Origin of the sequence: Mycobacterium paraense (genome assembly GCF_002101815.1) — a bacterium.
Taxonomy (GTDB): domain Bacteria; phylum Actinomycetota; class Actinomycetes; order Mycobacteriales; family Mycobacteriaceae; genus Mycobacterium; species Mycobacterium paraense.
In genome coordinates, this window is record NZ_LQPM01000007.1 from 1 (window position 1) to 18,277 (window position 18,277).

Sequence of the window (18,277 nt, forward strand, 5' to 3'; positions counted from 1 at the left end):
CGCTGAACGCCGCCGCCGGCGACCGCGTTCAGCGAGGACGCTGACGCGGAGTTTGCGCCGCCCCAACCGCCGTTTCCGCCGGTGCCGCCCTGGCCGCCATCGCCGTTGGTGCCGCCGAAGGGCGTGCCGCCGCCTGCTCCGCCCTGGCCGCCCGGGCCGCCGTCGCCGCCGAATCCCCCGGCGCTGAGGTTCGTCCCGGCGCCGAGGGCGCCGACGTCAGCGCGGCCGCCCGCACCGCCTTGGCCGCCGGTGCCCCCGGTTCCCCCGTGACCGGCATTGCCGCTGCCGGTTCCCGCCGCGCCGGCGTCCCCGCCGGCGCCACCCTGCCCGCCGAAGCCCCCGTTCAGGCCGCTGAAGAAGCTCGTGGTGTAGCTGTAGCCGTCGCCGCCTTTGCCGCCCTGGCCGCCGTTTCCGCCGGTCCCGTTCGTCCCACCGGCACCCGCGTTTCCGCCCTGGCCGCCGGCGCCGCCCGCGCCGCCGGTGTGGCCGGGGGCTCCGGGACCCGAACCCGCGGTGGCGTCGCTGCCCGCTCCGCCGGTCCCGCCGGTGCCGCCAATCCCGAACGGCGCGTTGGCGCCGGGCGCCCCGAACAATCCGCCGGGACCGCCCGCGCCGCCCGGACCCGCGGTACCGCCCGTCCCCCCGATGCCGCCGACGCTGCCGTCGCCTCCGAGCAGGGAAGTGACACCGGCGCCGCCGTTACCGCCCATTCCGCCGGCGCCACCGACACCGCCGGACCCGCCGTGACCAAGAATCCCCAAACTCGCCCCACCGGCGCCGCCCGGCCCGCCCAGGCCGCCGGCGCTGCCGATATGACCGGGTCCGCCGAGGAAGGCGTTGCCCGAGGCGCCGACGCTTCCGGTACCGCCCACGCCGCCTGGCCCGCCCTGGCCGCCCGCCCACGCCAGCGGCGCCAGACTCGGACCGCCGACGCCGCCGGCCCCGCCGTTGCCGCCGACCGTGCCGACGCTGACACCCGATCCGCCATTGCCACCGGCGCCGCCGGTCCCGCCGGGTGCCGCCGCGTTTCCGCCGGCGCCCCCCATCCCGCCGTTGCCGAACAGTCCCGCCGGCCCGCCGGCGCCGCCGGTCTGGCCGGGCGCCCCCGACCCGCCGTCGCCGCCCCTGCCCCACAAAAACCCTCCCGGCCCGCCGGGCTGGCCCGTCCCGGGCGCGCCGTTGGCACCCGGGCCGATCAGGGGGCGGCTGAACAACGTTTCGGTGGGCGCGTTGATGACGGCCAGGACGTCGTCCTCGAGGGCCTGCAGGGGGTTGGCGCTCGCCGCCTCCGTGGCCGCATAGGAGCCACCCGCCCCCGCCAGCGACTGCACGAATTCGTCGTGAAACGCCATCGCCCGCGCGCTCAGCGCCTGGAAGTCGCGCGCGTAGCCCCCGAACACCGCCGAAATGGCAAGCGACACTTCATCGTCGGCCGCGGCCGCCACCTCGGTGGTCCACCCGGAAGCCGCGGAATTAGCCTGCCGCAGCGCCGCGCCGATCCCCGACAGTGTCTCCGACGCCGCCGCCAATGACCCCGGCGCCGCAACGACAAATGACATCCCGCACCTCCACGGCCGACTGCTCGGCGACTCACTTCGGGCGCGCCCGCGCGGCCTCGGAGCTACAGTTGACCCGCATCATGTCCGCAGGTGCGGTAGCCGTGGCCCCTCAGTCGTGGCGGGCGGCCTCCGAGGCCGCTCGCTATGTAGCGTGCGCCGGCGGGTCGGTGCGGTTGATGGGGAATTTTCCCCATTTTTCGCGGCAGCGGGCGGGAACGGCATCGTGAAAACAGTGGGCGGTCCGGCGGAACGCTTGCTCGAGCGCGAGGCCGTGCTGACCGAGCTCGCCGCGCTGGCGCGGGGGGTGCGCCGCGGCGCCGGCCGGGTGGCGTTGCTGCGCGGCGAGGCCGGGATCGGCAAGACCGCGGTGATCACCGGATTCACCGGCGGGCTCGAACGCACGGTGTCGGTGTTGTGGGGCGGGTGCGACCCGCTGGCGGCGCCGCGGCCGCTGGGTCCGCTGCTGGACGCCCTGACCGGGTTGGGTCCCGCCGCGGCCGGCGCACTGGGTGACGCGATCGACGCCGGTGACACCGCAGCGCTGTACCGGAGGCTGCTCGCGGTGCTGCGCGACGGGCGGCGGTGGGTGTGGATCATCGAGGACGCCCACTGGGCCGACGGCGCAACCCTCGACCTGCTGCGCTTCCTCGCGCGGCGCATCGGGTCGCTGCCGCTACTGCTGGTGGTGTCCTATCGCGACGACGAATTAGACGCACACCACCCCTTGGCGGTCGCGCTCGGCGACGTGGCGACCTGTGCGGCGGTGACCCGCATCGGGTTGGACCCGCTCAGCAATGCCGCGGTGGCGGCGCTGGCCGCGGGCAGCGGGCTCAACGCCGACCGGCTGCACGCGCTGACCGGCGGGAACCCGTTCTTCGTCACCGAAGTGCTGGCCGCCGGCGCCGACGCGATGGGCCGGAACACGTTGCCGCGCAGCGTTTCCGAGGCGGTCTGGGGACGGCTGGCCCGGCTTTCCACGGGCGCGCGGGCGACGGCCCAGGCGGTGGCGATCTGCGGTCCGCGCGCCGACGCGGCCCTGGTGCGCCGCCTGTGTCCGGCCGCCGGTGCCGGGCTGACAGAATGCCTGAACGCGGGAATGCTGCTCGCCGAGGGGGAATCGGTGCGGTTCCGCCACGAACTGGCGCGGCGCGCCACGCTCGACCGCATCGACGACTATCAGCGCAAGGCGTTGCATTCCCGCGCGCTGCGCGCGCTGACCGAACCGCCGATCGATCCGAACACGCTGGCGTCGTTGGCTTTTCACGCGGAGGAGGCCGGCGACCATGACGCCTCGATGCACTACGGGCTCGGCGCCGCGCAGCGTGCCGCCGGCCTGGGGGCGCACCGCGAGGCCGCGGACCTGTACGCGCTGGTGCTGCGCCACGCGGGCAACGCCCCCGCCGAACAGAGGGTCGCGTGGATCGAGCAGCACGCGCGGGCCAGTTACCTGGGCGGTCACGTGCAGGCGTGCGTGCGCTCGTATCGGGACGCGATCGCGCTTCGGCACCAGCTGGACGATCCGCTGGGCGAGGGCGACGACTTGCACCGCCTGTCGCACGTGCTGAGCCGGCTATCCCAGGCCAGGAAGGCGGGTCAGGCGTCGTTACGACTGCTGGAGCAGTGTGGGCCCACCCCGCAGCTCGCCGCGTCGCTGGCTCACCTGGCCGAGCTTTCCATGCTGGCCTACGACCCGGCCTGCTCCGAATACGCTTCCCGCGCAAGCGCTCTGGGTACCCAGCTCGGCTTGCCGGCCATCGTCCTGAAGGCCAATTACTATGCGGCCCTCAACGGGCTCGTGCATACCGGTGTGGGCTTTGACGAGGTCGAGGCGGTGTGGCGAGAGGCGATGGGCGGCCCGGAGTTCGCCGAACTCGCCGGGCTGATGGGCATGGGCCTGTGCTGGCAGTCGGCGCAACTCTACGAGCTGGATCGTGCCGAGGGCTACATCGCCGAGACGACGGCGTTCTGCGCCGCCCACGATTTGGCCACATTCGAGCCGCTGGCGCTGTCCGCGGCAACGCTGGTCGCCCTGCACCGCGGGGATTGGGACCGCGCCGCCGCCTACGCCGAGGACGTGCTGTCCCGGCCCGCGATGACCCCGCTGCACAGGTTTCTCCCGTTGACCACCCTGGGTTTGATCCACGCCCGGTGCGGCCGCCGACCGGCACTCCCGCTGCTCGACGAGGCCCTGACGACCGCCGAACCCGACGACTTCTTTCGCCTGGGACCGCTGTGGCCCGCGCGTGCCGAGGCCGCCTGGCTGCGCGGCGACGACGATTGCGCCCGCGCCGAGGCGCGCGACGGGCTGGCGAGCGCCCCCGAACACGCGCACCCCTTGCTGGTCGGGTCCCTTCACCGGTGGCTGCGTTTGGCCGGCGGCGAACCCGACGGCCACGAAAAACTCAGCGCCCCATTCCAACTCGAGGCGTGCGGCGACTGGCAAGGCGCGGCGGCCGAATGGACGCGCCGCGGCTGCCCCTACGAGGCGGCCATCGCCCAACTCGGCGGCGACATCCCCGCCGTGGAAGCCGCACTGGCCACCTTCCGCGGACTGGGCGCCACCGCCGCCGCCCGCCGCGCCCGCCAACGCCTCACCCAACGACGCGGCCCCACCCGCCGCACCCGCCGCACCGACCTGCACGCCGACCCCGACGGACTGAGCCGCCGCGAACGCGAAGTGCTGACCCTCATCGCCGCCGGCCACAGCGACGCCGACATCGCCACCAAACTCTCCCTCAGCCGCAAAACCGTCGGCCACCACGTCGAATCAATCCTGACCAAACTCGGCGCCGACAACCGCACCCAAGCCGCCGCCCACGCCCGCGAGCGCCAGATCACCGCCTCGCGGGGCTGAGGACGTCCCCGAGCGGTACGACCCGGGCATCGGGACGATCGCCGTGATCAGCGCCACCCGCGCGGGTGGCGACGGCGGCGCTCGGTTGCGCGCTTGGGCGACAGCCGCCACATCAGGACGCCGACCGCCACCGCGGCGCACAACACGACCCCCACGAGCAAGAACTGCAGCCCGAAGACCGCGAAATCGCTGGCGTGATACGAGTTCTGCCCGCTGACGCACCGGAAGCTCATCGTGGTGCCCGACCCGCCCGACGGCGTGCCGTAGTGCCTGTTGTCGTTGGCCAGGTCATACCCAGCGCCGCACACGATCCCGCTCATCCACATCGCGCTCGATGGTGCGAAGGTCACCAATGCCGTTGTGACACATAGGCAGACGACGGCAGCGACCGGGAGGACGAACACCAGTCCGAAGAAGATCCACACGCGCCCGTCACCGCGCGCCGTCTCGTCCGGGGCACGGGTACCGCCAAGCCCTCGCGGGGCGTCGACCGTGAACGGCGCGTCGGCGCCGTCGGCCGCTTTCGCGTCGGCCAGCCGGCGTTCGAGCTCGGCGATGCGTCTCTCGAGGTCACCCTGGTCCGTCATCGAACATCCGCCCTGAACGAGTTGTCCAGCTCACGGCACCCACAACGGCGGCATGTTGGGTGGCGGTTGATATGCCGGCGGATTCGGGCCGTCCCAGATATACGGGGAACCCGAATTGCCCTGCCCCGTCATCACGTAGTAGTAGGTGTGGCACACCGTCATATCCCATTTCACGCCGCCCCCGGGCAACGGTTGTCCCGGACACCATTGCAGTGGGCCTCCGACGGCTTGGGCGGCGCCGACGGACGGCCCCATACCGGCCACCGCGATGCCGCCCGTCATCGCTGCCGCGACCGCGATCCGCCGCACGGTGCGCCTCGATTTCATGGCTGCTCCTTCCGTTGCACGGTCTTTGACAAGCCGTAGAGGGCGCGCCCGGGGCGCCGTCGGAGCTACAGTGAATCCGCATCATGTCCGGATGTGCGGTTAGTGTGGCCCCTCAAACTCGTCGGGCGGCCTGTTGGGGCGCTCGCTATGAATTGTGCGCCGGAGGCCGGGCGCGGTTGATGGGGAATTTTCCCCATTTTTCGGGGCCCCCGAATGTTTCGGGACACCGCAGATGACGAGGGCACCGCGACGTCCGGTGCCCGCAGAGCGATTGCTCGAGCGGGAGCAGGTGCTGGCCGAGCTGGGCGCCCTCGCACGTGGCGTGCGGCGCGGCGCGGGCCGAGTGGTGTTGCTGCGCGGGGAGGCCGGAATCGGCAAGACCGCGGTGCTCAGAAGATTCGGCGCCGCACTGGATCCCGCGGTTCAGGTGCTCAGTGGCGGCTGTGACCCGCTGGCGGCGCCGCGCCCGCTGGGCCCGGTGCTGGACGCCCTGGCCGGGCTCGGACCGGAGGCGGCCCAGCCCGTGGGCGCGGCGATCGACGCCGGCGACACCGCGGCCCTGTACCGGCGCCTGCTGGCGCTGTTGCGCGCCGGGCACCGCTGGGTGTGGGTCATCGAGGACGCCCACTGGGCCGACGGGGCCACGCTGGACCTGCTGCGGTTTTTGTCACGCCGCATCGGATCGCTGCCGCTGCTGCTGGTGGTGTCCTATCGCGACGACGAGCTCGACGCGCAACACCCGTTGGCGGTGGCGCTGGGGGACGTGGCGAGCTGCGCGGCGCTGAGCCGCATCGGGTTGGAACCGCTGAGCCGCGACGCGGTGGCGGTCCTCGCCGCGGGCAGCGGCGTCAACGCCGACCGGTTACACGACCTCACCGGCGGGAACCCGTTCTTCGTCACCGAGGTGGTGGCCGCCGGCGTGGACGCGAGCGGCCGTAATCTGTTGCCGCGCAGCGTTTTCGAGGCGGTATGGGGCCGGCTAGCCCGGCTGTCCCCGGGCGCGCGCGACACGGCGCAGGCGGTGGCGGTGTGCGGACCACGCGCTGAGCCGGCGTTAGTGCAGAAGGTCTGCCCCGCAGCGGACGCGGGTTTGGCCGAATGCCTGGATGCGGGCGTGTTGGTCGCCGAAGGGGATGCGGTTGGGTTTCGCCATGAGCTGGCTCGGCGCGCCACGTTGGAGCGCATCGACGACTACCAGCACAAAGCGCTGCACAGACGGGCACTGGCCGCGTTGGCCGCACCACCAATCAATCCGAACACCTTTGCGGCGTTGGCGTTTCACGCCGACCAGGCGGGCGACCATGAGGCAGCGGTTCGGTTTGGCGTCGCCGCAGCGCAGCGCGCCGGCGGCTTGGGTGCCCATCGCCAAGCCGCCGACCTCTACGCCCTCACGCTGCGCCACGCCCACACCGCTCCAGCCGAGCAGAAGGTGGTCTGGCTCGAGCAACACGCGTTGGCCACCGGTTTCTGCGGGCTGGCTGAGGCGTCGGTCTCGTCGTGGCGGGAGGCGAGCGCGATGCGCCACGCGCTGGGTGATCGCCTCGCCGAGGCCGAGGACCTCCGCTCGCTTTCGTTTATGTTGTGGCCGATGGGGCGCCTCCGGGAGGCCGGCGAGGCGGGGCGGGCCTCGCTGCGGCTGGCCCAGGACAGCGGTGCGTGCCCGCAGCTGGCCTGGGCCCTGGCCAACGTGGCCGAGCAGGGCGTGTTTGATTTCGACCCGGACGCCGCCGATTATGCGGCCCGGGCGATCGCGGTGGGCACCGAGCTGGGTGATGACGCGGTGGTCGCGCGGGCCCGCGGGTTTGCCGCGCTAGCCCGTCCGCTGCACACCGACAACGGCTGGGAAGAGCTGGAAGCGGTCTGGCGCGGCGCGATGGCCACCGACGCGCGCCGCGAGACGGCCGGAATCCTCGGGGGCTTCCTCTGCGTGGTGGCGGCGCTGCACTACGACCTGGATCGGGCCGATGGCTACATCGCCGACTTCCTCGCATACTGCCGCGACCACGACATCTACACGTATGAGGCGATTGGCACGGTCGCCACCGCGTTGGTCGGCCTGCATCGCGGCCACTGGGCCGGCGCCCGCACGTGCGCCGAGGATGTGCTCACCCGCCCCGGACTGCCCGTCGTGCATCGACTCCTGGCGCGGCTGACCCTCGCCCTTATTCACGCGCGCCGCGGCGAACAACCGGCCACCTCCCCGCTCGATGAGGCCGCGGCCAGCTGCGAGCTAGACGATGTGCCGTTCTTTCCGGTGCGGGCCGTGCGCGCCGAGGCCGCGTGGCTGGCCGGCGACGACGACACCGCTCGCGGCGAGGCGCAGAGCGCACTGCGGACGTCGGGCAGGGAGCTTGATCCATGGGTGACTTGGCAGCTGCACCGGTGGGTGCAACTTCCCGGAGGCACACCCACACCCGTTGACAACCCGATTAATCCGCTCCAACTGGAGGTCAGCGGTGATTGGCAAGCCGCCGTCGCCGAATGGACGCGCCGCGGCTGCCCCTACGAGGCGGCCATCGCCCAACTCGGCGGCGACATCCCCGCCGTGGAAGCCGCACTGGCCACCTTCCGCGGACTGGGCGCCACCGCCGCCGCCCGCCGCGCCCGCCAACGCCTCACCCAACTACGCGGCCCCACCCGCCGCACCCGCCGCACCGACCTGCACGCCGACCCCGACGGACTGAGCCGCCGCGAACGCGAAGTGCTGACCCTCATCGCCGCCGGCCACAGCGACGCCGACATCGCCACCAAACTCTCCCTGAGCCGCAAAACCGTCGGCCACCACGTCGAATCAATCCTGACCAAACTCGGCGCCGACAACCGCACCCAAGCCGCCGCCCACGCCCGGCAGGTCCAGCAGCCCGGCTAGACGAAAGAAATGGGGAAAATTCCCCATCAACTGCGCCCGCTCCCGCGCGCACACTATTCCCCGGCGCCAACCGGCGTCGACGACGGAGGCACCGGAATTTGCGGGATGGATTGCCGATGAAACAGGACGACCCAGAGAAGCGCATCTCCGAGCTGGAGCGTATGCAGGCCGACCTGAACGCGACGCGAAACTCCGCCGGCCCGAGTGGCTTTGGGATAGAACGTGATGTCCCGGGCGGCGTCGGCTGGCGGCCCTTCCCCGCGGTTTCGGGAGCCGGCGGCCCACGTCGCCGACCGCTGTGGCGCAGACACCCGTGGGCTGTTGCCTTCGTGGCGTTGTCGCTGCTGTTCGTCGGCCCGGCACTTGTCACGTGGGGTCTGTCGCGGTATTCCCACAACGACGCGTGGGACGCTTATGCCTGCGCCCACGGCAGCACCAGCGGCATCGACTGCAGCAAGTACAGCCCTCCCCGCACGTCGGCGCCGTCCCCCGCCATGAGGGAAGGCGGGCATGTGCGGGTGAAAATTGATGGCAGGGATCAGATCGCCCCGACCGACATCACCTGCTTTTCCTTGCAATCGCCACCCATGCTGGACATTTCGGTCGGCTCGAACCCGGGCATTTACGCGATCTCGCTGAACGACACGAGCGCTCCGACCGTCCATTCGCTCCTGCTCAACCCCGCGGGCCAAGGGTTTACCTTCGACGAAAACACCGGCGAAGGCCGCGCTGCCGTCACTCGAACCGGCGATTCCTACCGGATCACGGGGGAGGTCGTCGAGCATTCAGACCTGAAGCGGACGTTAAAACCCTTCGAGATCGACGTGAGCTGCTCCGCCGGCAAGTAGACGATGCGGAGCTAAGGGCTGGCGGGAAGACCGGGAAGCTGGCTGAAATCGACGCGGACGTTGTAGGGGTTGGCCGAATCGACGTGCACCGGCACGCGCGCGCCCCGCTCGAGCGCGGACATCGAGAACATGCCGACGAACTGACTAACTGTCGCGTCGTAGGGCGGACTACCAGGAAGCTCCACCTGTAACCCGATCTGGCACCGATATGCCGGCGGGTGACCGCTTCGTTCTATGCTCATGCCGGTCGTCTGCAGCGACACGACGCGCGCAGTTCCCAGCAATGCGGAACCGGTGAACGAGGGACCCTGCAGCATCTTGTCATGCAGCAGCCCCGCTTTCGACCACATCGACATGATGAACCACAAGATCCCGAGGATGCTGCCCACCGTCAGGAGCCCTAGGCTCAAGCTCACGATCAAACCCGCGTCCATGGGGCTTACCTCTGCCTGACCGTCGTCTGCGTACGGGTGCGAGTGTTCACGGTGTCTCCTTTGTTGCCGGCTCACTGCCGGATGTGAGTGCTGCCCACAGTGTGTCGTGGCGAGCGCCGCCGATTGATGGGGAATTTTCCCTATCTTTTCGGCCAGGGTGTTCGCGCGCCGCCCGCCCGACGCGGCCGCCCGGCAGGACAAATAAATGGGAAAATTCTCCATCAACCGCGGCGGCCCACCGGCGCACACTGCACAACGAGCGGCCCGGCGAGGCCACCGCAATGCAACGGCGCATCCGGACACGGTGCGGCCGTCGCTGTCGCCCCAGCCTTCGCCGGGCCTCCTAAACCGTTGGGAGGCAGACGATGTCGTATGTGATTGCGGCGCCGAGCGATTTGGCAGCGGCGGCAACGGATTTGGAGAACATCGCGGCCACCGTCCGCGCGGCCGACGCCGCGGCGGCGGGCCCCACGACCGGGATACTCGCGGCGGGCGCCGACGAGGTATCGGCCGCCATCGCGGCGCTGTTCGGCGATCACGCCCAGGCCTACCAGGCGCTCAGCGCCCGGGCGGCGGCGTTTCATGCGGAGTTCGTACAGGCCCTGTCCGGGGGCGCCGGGGCGTACGCCGCCGCGGAGGCGGCCAACCTGTCGCCGCTGCAGACCCTGGAAGGCGTCATCAACGCGCCCGTCGAGGCGGTCATCGGCCGGCCGCTCGTCGGACCCGGAACGCCCGGCGGCCCCGGCCAGGCCGGCGGCCCCGGCGGGCTCTTGTTCGGAAACGGCGGCCGGGCGGCGACGGCCTGCCCGGCCAGGCGGACGGCAACGGCGGCCCCGCCGGGCTCATCGGCACCGGCGGGACCGGCGGCGCCGGCGCGGCCGGCGGCACCGGCGGCACGGGCGGCAGCGGCGGTGACGCCGACAATGCCACCACCTTCTCGGTCGGGGGCTTCGGCGGCCTCGGCGGTGACGGCGGGACCGGGGGCGTCGGCGGCAACGGCGGTATTGGAGGTCCGGGTGGTAGCGGCGGCGCCGGTGGCCTGCTGGGTGATGGCGGCAACGGCGGCAACGCCGGAACAGGCGGTCCGGGCGGATTCGGGGGTCCCGGCGGAACGGGCGGCAACGGCGGTCACGGTGGCCCTGCCCTGGGCGCGCTTTCGAACTTGGGCGGACAAGGCGGCGGCGGCGCCAACGGCGGAACCGGCGGCACGGGCGGTAATGGCGGCGGCAGCGGCCTCGGCGGGATGGCCGGTCCCGGAGGCCTGTTGATGGGCCAGTCGGGCACCAACGGCGCGGCCGGCGGTGGCGGGGTCGGCGGCAGCGGGGGCGCCGGCGGCGGCCTCGGTACGGGCGGCACCGGTGGCATCGGCTCGACCCAAACGGGCGCTAATGGGGCCGACGGCAAGGTCGGCGCCACCGGCGCGTCCGGTCAGGACGGTTAGCGCTACGCCGACCTGAGCTGCTCGCCCTGCGCGGGGTGCGCGGCGAGGTAGTCGCGCAACGCCTGGCGCCCGCGGTGGATGCGGCTGCGCACGGTTCCCAGTTTCACGCCCAGGGTGGCGCCGATCTCCTCGTAGGACAGCCCCTCGATGTCACACAGCACGACCGCGGCGCGAAACTCCGGCGGCAGCGAATCCAGCGCGGCCTGCAGGTCGGGCCCCAGCCGCGCATCGTGGTAGATCTGCTCGGGGTTGGGCTCGTCGGCGGGCACCCGGTCGTAGTCCTCGGGCAGCGCCTCCATGCGGATGCGGGCGCGCCGACGCACCATGTCCAGGAACAGGTTGGTGGTGATGCGGTGCAGCCAGCCCTCGAAGGTGCCGGGCTGGTAGTTCTGGACCGAGCGGAACACGCGGATGAAGGTTTCCTGGGTCAGGTCCTCGGCGTCCTGCTGGTTGCCTGACAGGCGGTAGGCCAGCCGGTACACCCGGTCGGCGTGCTGGCGCACCAGCTCGTCCCACGACGGCATCGTCGCCTTGTCCCCGGTCGCGTCGAACACCGCGGTGCCCTGCAACGCGTCCGTCGGCTCCACCCATTCGTCGTCCCGGCAGTCCTGGGCGTGCGACATCGTGGTCGGGCTCAAAAGCGCTGTGATGATTGAATCCTCCGGATTTTCCCTGCCAGAGAAGCCTGACAGCTCGTCAGCCGCGTCAACGCGAAGCTGCAAACGTGTATTCCCAATCCGGCGAGAACTATTCCCGGTCCCCCGTTCCATAGGGATACCGTCGCCCATCGGCGTATGCACGACATAGGAGCAATCTGAGGTTTGGCTGAGAAACCAGATCGTTACCTGCGTTGAACAGCGCGAACCGCCGGGCGAGTGAGTTGGGTCGCCCCTCGGTCGCCGGGCGTGTCGGCACCGATCGAATCAGGCGCGCCTGCCGGACCGCGCGGCGATTTGGAATACGCTGCGGGACATGGACGGCACCGACGCAGCAGCCCCCGGCCAGACGGCCACCAGTCGAGCCGAGTCACTGAGCGCCCACGCCGAGGGGTCGATCTCGGAGGACGCGCTGCTGGCGGCGGCCCGGGAGCGCGCCGTCGAGATCGGCGCCGGCGCGGTGACGCCGGCGGTCGGGGCGCTGTTGAGCCTGTTGGCCAAGCTCAGCGGTGGCAAGGCCGTCGCCGAGGTGGGCACCGGCGCCGGTGTCAGCGGCCTCTGGTTGTTGTCGGGCATGGCCGAGGACGGCGTCTTGACGACGATCGACATCGAGCCCGAATACCTGCGGCTCGCCAAGCAGTCGTTCTCCGAGGCCGGCATCGGACCCTCGCGCACCCGGCTGATCAGCGGCCGCGCCCAGGAGGTGCTCACCCGGCTCGCCGACGAGTCCTACGACCTGGTGTTCATCGACGCCGACCCGATCGACCAGCCCGACTACGTCGTCGAGGGCGTGCGACTGCTGCGCTCCGGCGGCGTCATCGTGGTGCACCGCGCGGCGCTCGGCGGCCGGGCGGGCGACCCCGCGGCCCGCGACGCCGAGGTGACCGCGGTGCGCGAGGCGGCCCGGCTCATCGCCGAGGACGAGCGGCTCACCCCCGCGCTGGTGCCGCTCGGCGACGGGCTGCTGGCCGCGGTCCGCGACTAGTTCGCGGCCAACTTTCTTTACGGATTCCTGACGGGGCGCCCCCTTGACCGCCGACTGAACGCGCGTTTAGTGTACTGAACATGCGTTCAGCCGACCTGACGGCCGCCGCCCGGATCCGCGACGCGGCCATCGAGCAGTTCGGCCAGCACGGGTTCGACGTGGGCCTGCGCGCCATCGCCGAAGCCGCGGGCGTCAGCGCCGCGCTGGTGATCCACCACTTCGGCTCCAAGGAAGGCCTGCGCAAGGCCTGCGACGACTACGTCGCCGAAGAGATCCGCAGCACCAAATCGGAGGCGATGCGGTCCAACGACCCCGCCACCTGGTTCGCGCAGCTCGCCGAGATCGAGGAGTTTGCACCGCTGACGGCCTACGTGGTGCGCAGCATGCAGACCGGGGGCGACTTGGCGAAGATGTTGTGGCAGAGGATGATTGCCAACGCCGAGGAGTACATGGAAGAGGGCGTGCGGGCCGGGACGATCAAGCCCAGCCGTGACCCGAAGGCCAGGGCCAAGTATCTCGGCATCACCGGGGGCGGCAGCCTCCTGCTCTACATGCAAATGCACGACACGCCAACGGATTTGCGTGCGGTTCTGCGCGACTATGCCAGGGAGATGATCCTGCCCGCCCTCGAGATCTACAGCGAGGGCCTGATGGTCGACCGCACCATGTACGACGCATTTCTGGCCGCCGAAGATCAAGGAGGATCCCATGCCAGCTAACAACGTCGCACCCATCGAAATCCGGGGTCTCATCAAGAATTTCGGCGCGGTGCGCGCCCTGGACGGCCTGGATTTGACGGTGCGCGAGGGTGAGGTGCACGGCTTCCTCGGCCCAAACGGGGCCGGCAAGTCGACGACCATCCGCGTCCTGCTGGGCCTGGTGAAGGCCGACGGCGGAACCGCCCGGTTGCTGGGCGGTGACCCGTGGACCGACGCGGTGGCACTGCACCGCCACATCGCCTACGTGCCGGGCGATGTCACCCTGTGGCCGTCGCTGACCGGCGGCGAGACCATCGACCTGCTGGCCCGCATGCGCGGGGGCATCGACGAACGGCGCCGCGCCGAGCTGATCGAGCGCTTCGACCTCGACCCGCACAAGAAGGCGCGCACCTACTCGAAGGGCAACCGGCAAAAGGTGTCCCTGATTTCCGCGTTCAGCTCGCACGCCCGCCTGCTCCTGCTGGACGAGCCGAGCAGCGGCCTGGACCCGTTGATGGAGAACGTCTTTCAGCAGTGCGTCGGCGAGGCGCGCGACCGCGGCACGACGGTCTTGCTGTCCAGCCACATCCTGGCCGAGACGGAAGCGCTGTGCGAACGGGTAACGATCATCCGCGCCGGCAAGACCGTCGAGAGCGGCTCGCTGGAGTCGATGCGCCACCTCAGCCGCACCTCGATCAAGGCCGAAATGATCGGCAACCCGGGCGATATCACCCGCATCAGGGGTGTCGAGGACGTCAGCTTCGACGGCAACACGCTGCGCGCCCAGGTGGACAGCGAAAGCCTGGGCGAACTCATCCGGGCGCTGGGCGACGCCGGAGTGCGCAGCCTGGTCAGCCAGCCGCCGACGCTCGAGGAACTCTTCCTGCGCCACTACGACACCACGGACAAGGTCTCGGCATGAGCACCGCGACGCTGGATCGGCCGCGCCCGGCACAGCCGGCACCGCGGGCCGCCTCGAACTTCTCCGGGACGCTGGACATGCTGCGGCTCTACCTGCGCCGCGACCGGGTTTCGTTGCCGCTGTGGGTGTTGCTGCTGTCGGTGCCGCTGGCCACGGTGTACGTCGGCAGCATCGAAAAGGTCTACCCCACCCAGGCCGACCGGGCCGGGTTCGCGGCCTCCATCATGGCCAGCCCGGCCCAGCGCGCGCTCTACGGCCAGGTCTACAACGACAGCCTTGGGGCCGTGGGCATTTGGAAGGCCGGGATGTTCCACCTGCTGATCGCGGTGGCCGTCATCCTCACGGTGATCCGGCACACCCGCGCCGACGAGGAGACCGGCCGCACCGAGCTGGTCGATTCGACCGCGATCGGCCGCTACGCCAGCCTGAGCGCGGCGCTGCTGTTGTCGTTCGGGGCGTCCATCGCCACCGGCGCGATCGGGGCGGCGGGTTTGTTGACGACCGACGTCCCCGCGGCCGGTTCGCTGGCGTTCGGGGCGGCGCTGGCGTGCTCCGGGCTGGTCTTCACCGCGGTGGCCGCGGTGACCGCCCAACTGTCGCCGAGCGCCCGGTTCGCCCGCGGTGCCGCGTTCGCCGTGCTGGGGGCCGCGTTCACGCTGCGCGCCGTCGGCGACGCGGGCGGCGGCGGGTTGTCGTGGCTCTCGCCGCTGGGCTGGTCGCTGCAGGTAAGGCCGTACGCCGGGGACCGCTGGTGGGTTTTGCTGCTGCACCTGGCGACGACGGCGGCGCTCACGCTGGTGGCCTACTGGTTGCTCGCGGGCCGCGACGTGGGCGCCGGGCTCATCGCCGAGCGCGCCGGCCCCGGCACCGCCGGGATGCGGCTGCGCGGGACCGACGGCCTGACCTGGCGGCTCGATCGCGGCGCGCTGCTGCTGTGGACGGTGGGCCTGCTCCTGTACGGCCTGCTGATGGGCAGCGTGGTGCACGGCATCGGCGACGAGCTGGGTGGCAGCACCGTCGTGCGCGACATCGTGGCGCGGATGGGCGGCACCTCCGCGCTGGAGGAGGCCTTCATCGCCGTGGCGTACGCCATGATGGGCATGGTCGCCGCCGCGTTCGCCATCTCGCTCACGCTGCGCTTGCATCAGGAGGAATCCGGCCAGCGCGCCGAGACGGCATTGGCCGGCGCGGTCTCCCGAACGCGTTGGCTGGCAAGCCATTTGGCCGCCGCGCTGCTCGGCTCCGCGGTCGCGATGCTGGCCAGCGGCGTCGCCGGCGGACTCGTGTACGGCATCGCGGCCGGTGACGTCGCCGGCAAGGTGCTCAGCGTCCTCGGCACCGCCGCCGTGCAGCTGCCCGCCGTCTGGTTGCTCGCCGCGGTCACCGTCGCGCTGTTCGGCCTGGCGCCGCGGTTCACGCCCGTGGCGTGGGGCGTGCTGGTCGGGTTCGTCGCGGTGTACCTGATCGGCGAGTTGGCCCGGTTCCCGCAGTGGTTGCTCGACCTGGAACCGTTCGGGCACACCCCGCGGGTGGGGGCCGATTTCACCGCCGTGCCGCTGCTGTGGCTGCTGGCCATCGACGCGGCGCTGATCCTCGTGGGCGTCATAGCTTTTCGGCGTCGCGATCTACGTTGCTAGGGAGGGCACGATCATGAAAACTGCTGTTCGGCTGACGGCATCCTCGGTCTTCGGGACCCTCGCGGTTGGCCTCATCCTGTTCGGACCGGCCGGCACGCTGCGCTATTGGCAGGCGTGGGCGTTCCTCGCCGTGTTCACCGCGGCGTCGCTCGGCCCCACGATCTACCTGGCGCGCAACAACCCGGCGGCCCTGCAGCGCCGCATGCACGCCGGGCCCCGTGCCGAAACCAGGGCCGCCCAAAAGGTCATCATCACAAGCTCGTTCGTCATCCTCTTCGCGATGATGGCGTTCAGCGCCCTGGACCACCGGATGGGGTGGTCGACGGTGCCGCCATGGGTGTCCGTGCTCGGCGACGTCCTGGTGGCGACCGGGCTGGGCCTAGCCATGCTGGTCATCATCCAGAACAGTTACGCGGCGGCCACCGTCACGGTCGAGCAGGGCCAGCGGGTCGCCTCGGGCGGGGTCTACAAGTTCGTCAGGCACCCGATGTACGTCGGCAACGTGATCATGATGGTCGGCATGCCCCTGGCGCTCGGCTCCTACTGGGGCCTGCTCTTCGTGCTCCCCGGCATCGCGGTGCTCGTCTTCCGCATCCTCGACGAGGAGAAGCTGCTCACCCAGGACTTGCCCGGGTACCGGGAGTACGCGCAGCACGTGCGCTACCGGCTGGTGCCCAACGTCTGGTAGCCCCCGACGGATGCGCCTAAGGTATTGCCGTGGCGCGCAATTCGGCACCGGCCCTTGACCGTCCGTGGCGGCGCCCCGGCGCCCTCCGGTACGCGCTGGACCGGCTGCGCGGCATCGCCAAACCTCCCGTCACGGTCACCGATGGGCCGCCCGACCTCCTCGTCGAGCGCGACGTCGCCGTCCCGACCCGCGACGGGACGGCGTTGCGCATCAACGTTCACCGCAGGCCCGACGAAGTCCCGCGGCCGGCCATCCTGAGCATCCACCCGTACGGCAAGGACAACCTGCCGAGGCGGCGGGGCAACAGGTGGACCTTCTCCGTGCAGTACCGGGTGTTGCGCCAGCCGCGACCGGTGATCTTCTCGGCGCTGACCGGTTGGGAGGCACCGGACCCGGCGTGGTGGACCGCGCGGGGCTTCGCCGTTGTCAACGCCGACGCGCGCGGCTGCGGCCACTCCGACGGCAACGGAAACCTGCTGTCGCGCAAGGAGGCCGAGGACACCTACGACGTCGTGCAGTGGATCGCCGGCCAGCCCTGGTGCGACGGCCGCGTCGTCATGCTCGGGGTGTCCTACCTGGCCATCAGCCAGTACGCCGTGGCGGCTCTGCAACCGCCCGCGCTGCGGGCGATCTGCCCGTGGGAGGGCTTCACCGACGCCTATCGCGACCTGACCTTCCCCGGCGGCGTGCGCGAATTGGGCTTCACCCGGATGTGGTCGCGCAACCTGCGCCGCGACACGCGGCAGGCCTACGACCTGGAGGCCATGCAGGACGCCCATCCCCTGCGCGACGACTTCTGGCGCTCGGTGGTGCCCGACCTGTCCGCAATCAAGGTGCCCATGCTGGTTTGCGGAAGCTTCTCCGACAACAACCTGCACAGCCGCGGCTCGATCCGCGCCTTCACGCGCGCAGGCTCCACCCACGCCCGCCTCTACACCCACCGCGGCGGCAAATGGACGACCTTCTACTCCGAAGCGGCGCTGGCCGAACAACTCGACTTCTTCCGCGGCGTGCTCGACGGTGCGGACGGTTCCCGCAGCGTCCGGCTCGAGGTGCGCGAGGACCGCGACACCATCGCGGCGGTGCGCGAGGAGGCGGACTGGCCGCTGCCCCGGACCCGTTGGCGCCCTGTGTATCTCGGCGATGGCGGGACGCTGACGCCGGACCGGCCCTCCGACTCAGGCCGCATCGCGTTCCAAACGCGTTCCCGCGCGGCGTCATTCACCTGGACGTTGCCGGCGGACATCGAGCTGACCGGGCCGATGGCCGCCCGGTTGTGGGTCTCGCTGGACGGCTGCGACGACGCCAACCTGTTCGTGGGCGTGGAGAAATGGCGTGCCGGACGGTTCGTCGCGTTCGAGGGCTCCTACGGCTACGGCCGCGACCGCGTCACCACCGGGTGGCAGCGGATCTCGCTGCGGGCGCTGGACCCCGAGCTCTCGCGACCGTGGGAGCCCGTCGCGGCCTGCGCGGAGCCGCAGCCCGTGTCCGCCGGCGAGGTGGTCGCGGTCGACGTCGCGCTGGGCCCGTCGGCGACGTTGTTCCGCGCCGGCGAGGAGCTGCGGCTGGTGGTCGCCGGGCGATGGCTGTGCCCGACCAATCCGCTGGTCGGGCAGATGCCGGCGGCCTACGCGAACTCACCGCGCGGCCGCGTCACCCTGCACTGGGGTCCCCACCACGACGCGCACCTGCTGGTCCCGGAGGTCCCCTAAGAGACGCGAGCAGACGCAGAATCGCACGTTTCATCTCGAAACAGTGCGATTCTGCGTCTG

The 18,277-nt window shown here is 71.2% G+C and carries 14 protein-coding genes and 1 pseudogene; 10 read left to right on the forward strand and 5 right to left on the reverse strand.

Annotated features, from left to right (window positions below):
• Nucleotides 1-1,559: PE family protein (locus AWB89_RS28220; protein WP_142282446.1), on the reverse strand; the 1,559-nt coding region annotated here is incomplete at its 3' end.
• 232 nt (nucleotides 1,560-1,791) lie between these two features.
• On the opposite strand from AWB89_RS28220, the gene AWB89_RS05005 reads away from it, so the two are divergent.
• Nucleotides 1,792-4,413: an ATP-binding protein gene (locus AWB89_RS05005; RefSeq protein ID WP_085172021.1), complete on the forward strand. Its 2,622-nt coding sequence runs from the start codon at nucleotides 1,792-1,794 to the stop codon at nucleotides 4,411-4,413.
• 47 nt (nucleotides 4,414-4,460) lie between these two features.
• On the opposite strand, the gene AWB89_RS05010 is transcribed toward AWB89_RS05005, so the two are convergent.
• Both AWB89_RS05010 and AWB89_RS05015 read right to left on the reverse strand, forming a co-directional pair.
• On the reverse strand, nucleotides 4,461-5,000 hold the full coding sequence (locus AWB89_RS05010; RefSeq protein ID WP_085172023.1) for a hypothetical protein: 540 nt from the start codon (nucleotides 4,998-5,000) through the stop codon (nucleotides 4,461-4,463).
• A 30-nt stretch (nucleotides 5,001-5,030) separates the two neighbouring features.
• Nucleotides 5,031-5,327 (reverse strand): hypothetical protein, encoded by a 297-nt coding sequence (locus AWB89_RS05015; RefSeq protein ID WP_085104373.1) that lies wholly within the window; start codon nucleotides 5,325-5,327, stop codon nucleotides 5,031-5,033.
• Between the two features lie 232 nt (nucleotides 5,328-5,559).
• On the opposite strand from AWB89_RS05015, the gene AWB89_RS05020 reads away from it, so the two are divergent.
• Both AWB89_RS05020 and AWB89_RS05025 read left to right on the forward strand, forming a co-directional pair.
• Nucleotides 5,560-8,196, forward strand: a complete 2,637-nt coding sequence (locus tag AWB89_RS05020) for an ATP-binding protein (RefSeq protein WP_085172025.1) — start codon at nucleotides 5,560-5,562, stop codon at nucleotides 8,194-8,196.
• Between the two features lie 116 nt (nucleotides 8,197-8,312).
• Complete coding sequence (locus tag AWB89_RS05025; RefSeq protein ID WP_085172028.1) at nucleotides 8,313-9,044, forward strand: lipoprotein LpqH; 732 nt, start codon at nucleotides 8,313-8,315, stop codon at nucleotides 9,042-9,044.
• An 11-nt stretch (nucleotides 9,045-9,055) separates the two neighbouring features.
• On the opposite strand, the gene AWB89_RS05030 is transcribed toward AWB89_RS05025, so the two are convergent.
• The gene (locus AWB89_RS05030; protein WP_085172030.1) at nucleotides 9,056-9,478 is read right to left on the reverse strand and encodes a hypothetical protein; all 423 of its coding nucleotides are present in this window, start codon (nucleotides 9,476-9,478) and stop codon (nucleotides 9,056-9,058) included.
• Between the two features lie 365 nt (nucleotides 9,479-9,843).
• Between AWB89_RS05030 and AWB89_RS28225 the strand changes: the two are divergent.
• Nucleotides 9,844-10,919, forward strand: a pseudogene (locus tag AWB89_RS28225) (PE family protein).
• 2 nt (nucleotides 10,920-10,921) lie between these two features.
• Here the strand turns inward: AWB89_RS28225 and sigE are convergent.
• On the reverse strand, nucleotides 10,922-11,689 hold the full coding sequence (sigE, locus tag AWB89_RS05040; RefSeq protein WP_085104381.1) for an RNA polymerase sigma factor SigE: 768 nt from the start codon (nucleotides 11,687-11,689) through the stop codon (nucleotides 10,922-10,924).
• A 202-nt stretch (nucleotides 11,690-11,891) separates the two neighbouring features.
• On the opposite strand from sigE, the gene AWB89_RS05045 reads away from it, so the two are divergent.
• From AWB89_RS05045 to AWB89_RS05070, 6 genes are all read left to right on the forward strand, one after another.
• On the forward strand, nucleotides 11,892-12,560 hold the full coding sequence (locus AWB89_RS05045) for an O-methyltransferase (RefSeq protein WP_085172032.1): 669 nt from the start codon (nucleotides 11,892-11,894) through the stop codon (nucleotides 12,558-12,560).
• Nucleotides 12,561-12,640: 80 nt separating this feature from the next.
• Nucleotides 12,641-13,279 (forward strand): TetR/AcrR family transcriptional regulator, encoded by a 639-nt coding sequence (locus AWB89_RS05050; RefSeq protein WP_085172034.1) that lies wholly within the window; start codon nucleotides 12,641-12,643, stop codon nucleotides 13,277-13,279.
• On the forward strand, nucleotides 13,269-14,180 hold the full coding sequence (locus tag AWB89_RS05055; protein WP_085172037.1) for an ABC transporter ATP-binding protein: 912 nt from the start codon (nucleotides 13,269-13,271) through the stop codon (nucleotides 14,178-14,180). Before AWB89_RS05050 ends, AWB89_RS05055 begins: the two co-directional genes overlap by 11 nt.
• Nucleotides 14,177-15,817, forward strand: a complete 1,641-nt coding sequence (locus AWB89_RS05060; protein ID WP_142282449.1) for an ABC transporter permease — start codon at nucleotides 14,177-14,179, stop codon at nucleotides 15,815-15,817. The genes AWB89_RS05055 and AWB89_RS05060 overlap by 4 nt, the downstream gene beginning before the upstream one ends.
• 13 nt (nucleotides 15,818-15,830) lie before the next feature.
• Nucleotides 15,831-16,505 (forward strand): methyltransferase family protein, encoded by a 675-nt coding sequence (locus tag AWB89_RS05065; protein WP_085172039.1) that lies wholly within the window; start codon nucleotides 15,831-15,833, stop codon nucleotides 16,503-16,505.
• Between the two features lie 29 nt (nucleotides 16,506-16,534).
• Nucleotides 16,535-18,217, forward strand: coding sequence for a CocE/NonD family hydrolase (locus AWB89_RS05070; RefSeq protein ID WP_085172041.1), 1,683 nt, complete (start codon nucleotides 16,535-16,537; stop codon nucleotides 18,215-18,217).
• Nucleotides 18,218-18,277: the final 60 nt, after the last annotated feature.

What these genes read in the sequence shown, in the direction of transcription:
- AWB89_RS05010 (WP_085172023.1), bottom strand. Translation starts at nt 5,000, where the DNA reads ATGACGGACCAGGGTGACCTCGAGAGACGCATCGCCGAGCTCGAACGC.
- AWB89_RS05015 (WP_085104373.1), bottom strand. Translation starts at nt 5,327, where the DNA reads ATGAAATCGAGGCGCACCGTGCGGCGGATCGCGGTCGCGGCAGCGATG.
- AWB89_RS05020 (WP_085172025.1), top strand. Translation starts at nt 5,560, where the DNA reads ATGACGAGGGCACCGCGACGTCCGGTGCCCGCAGAGCGATTGCTCGAG.
- AWB89_RS05025 (WP_085172028.1), top strand. Translation starts at nt 8,313, where the DNA reads ATGAAACAGGACGACCCAGAGAAGCGCATCTCCGAGCTGGAGCGTATG.
- AWB89_RS05030 (WP_085172030.1), bottom strand. Translation starts at nt 9,478, where the DNA reads ATGGACGCGGGTTTGATCGTGAGCTTGAGCCTAGGGCTCCTGACGGTG.
- sigE (WP_085104381.1), bottom strand. Translation starts at nt 11,689, where the DNA reads ATGGAACGGGGGACCGGGAATAGTTCTCGCCGGATTGGGAATACACGT.
- AWB89_RS05045 (WP_085172032.1), top strand. Translation starts at nt 11,892, where the DNA reads ATGGACGGCACCGACGCAGCAGCCCCCGGCCAGACGGCCACCAGTCGA.
- AWB89_RS05050 (WP_085172034.1), top strand. Translation starts at nt 12,641, where the DNA reads ATGCGTTCAGCCGACCTGACGGCCGCCGCCCGGATCCGCGACGCGGCC.
- AWB89_RS05055 (WP_085172037.1), top strand. Translation starts at nt 13,269, where the DNA reads ATGCCAGCTAACAACGTCGCACCCATCGAAATCCGGGGTCTCATCAAG.
- AWB89_RS05060 (WP_142282449.1), top strand. Translation starts at nt 14,177, where the DNA reads ATGAGCACCGCGACGCTGGATCGGCCGCGCCCGGCACAGCCGGCACCG.
- AWB89_RS05065 (WP_085172039.1), top strand. Translation starts at nt 15,831, where the DNA reads ATGAAAACTGCTGTTCGGCTGACGGCATCCTCGGTCTTCGGGACCCTC.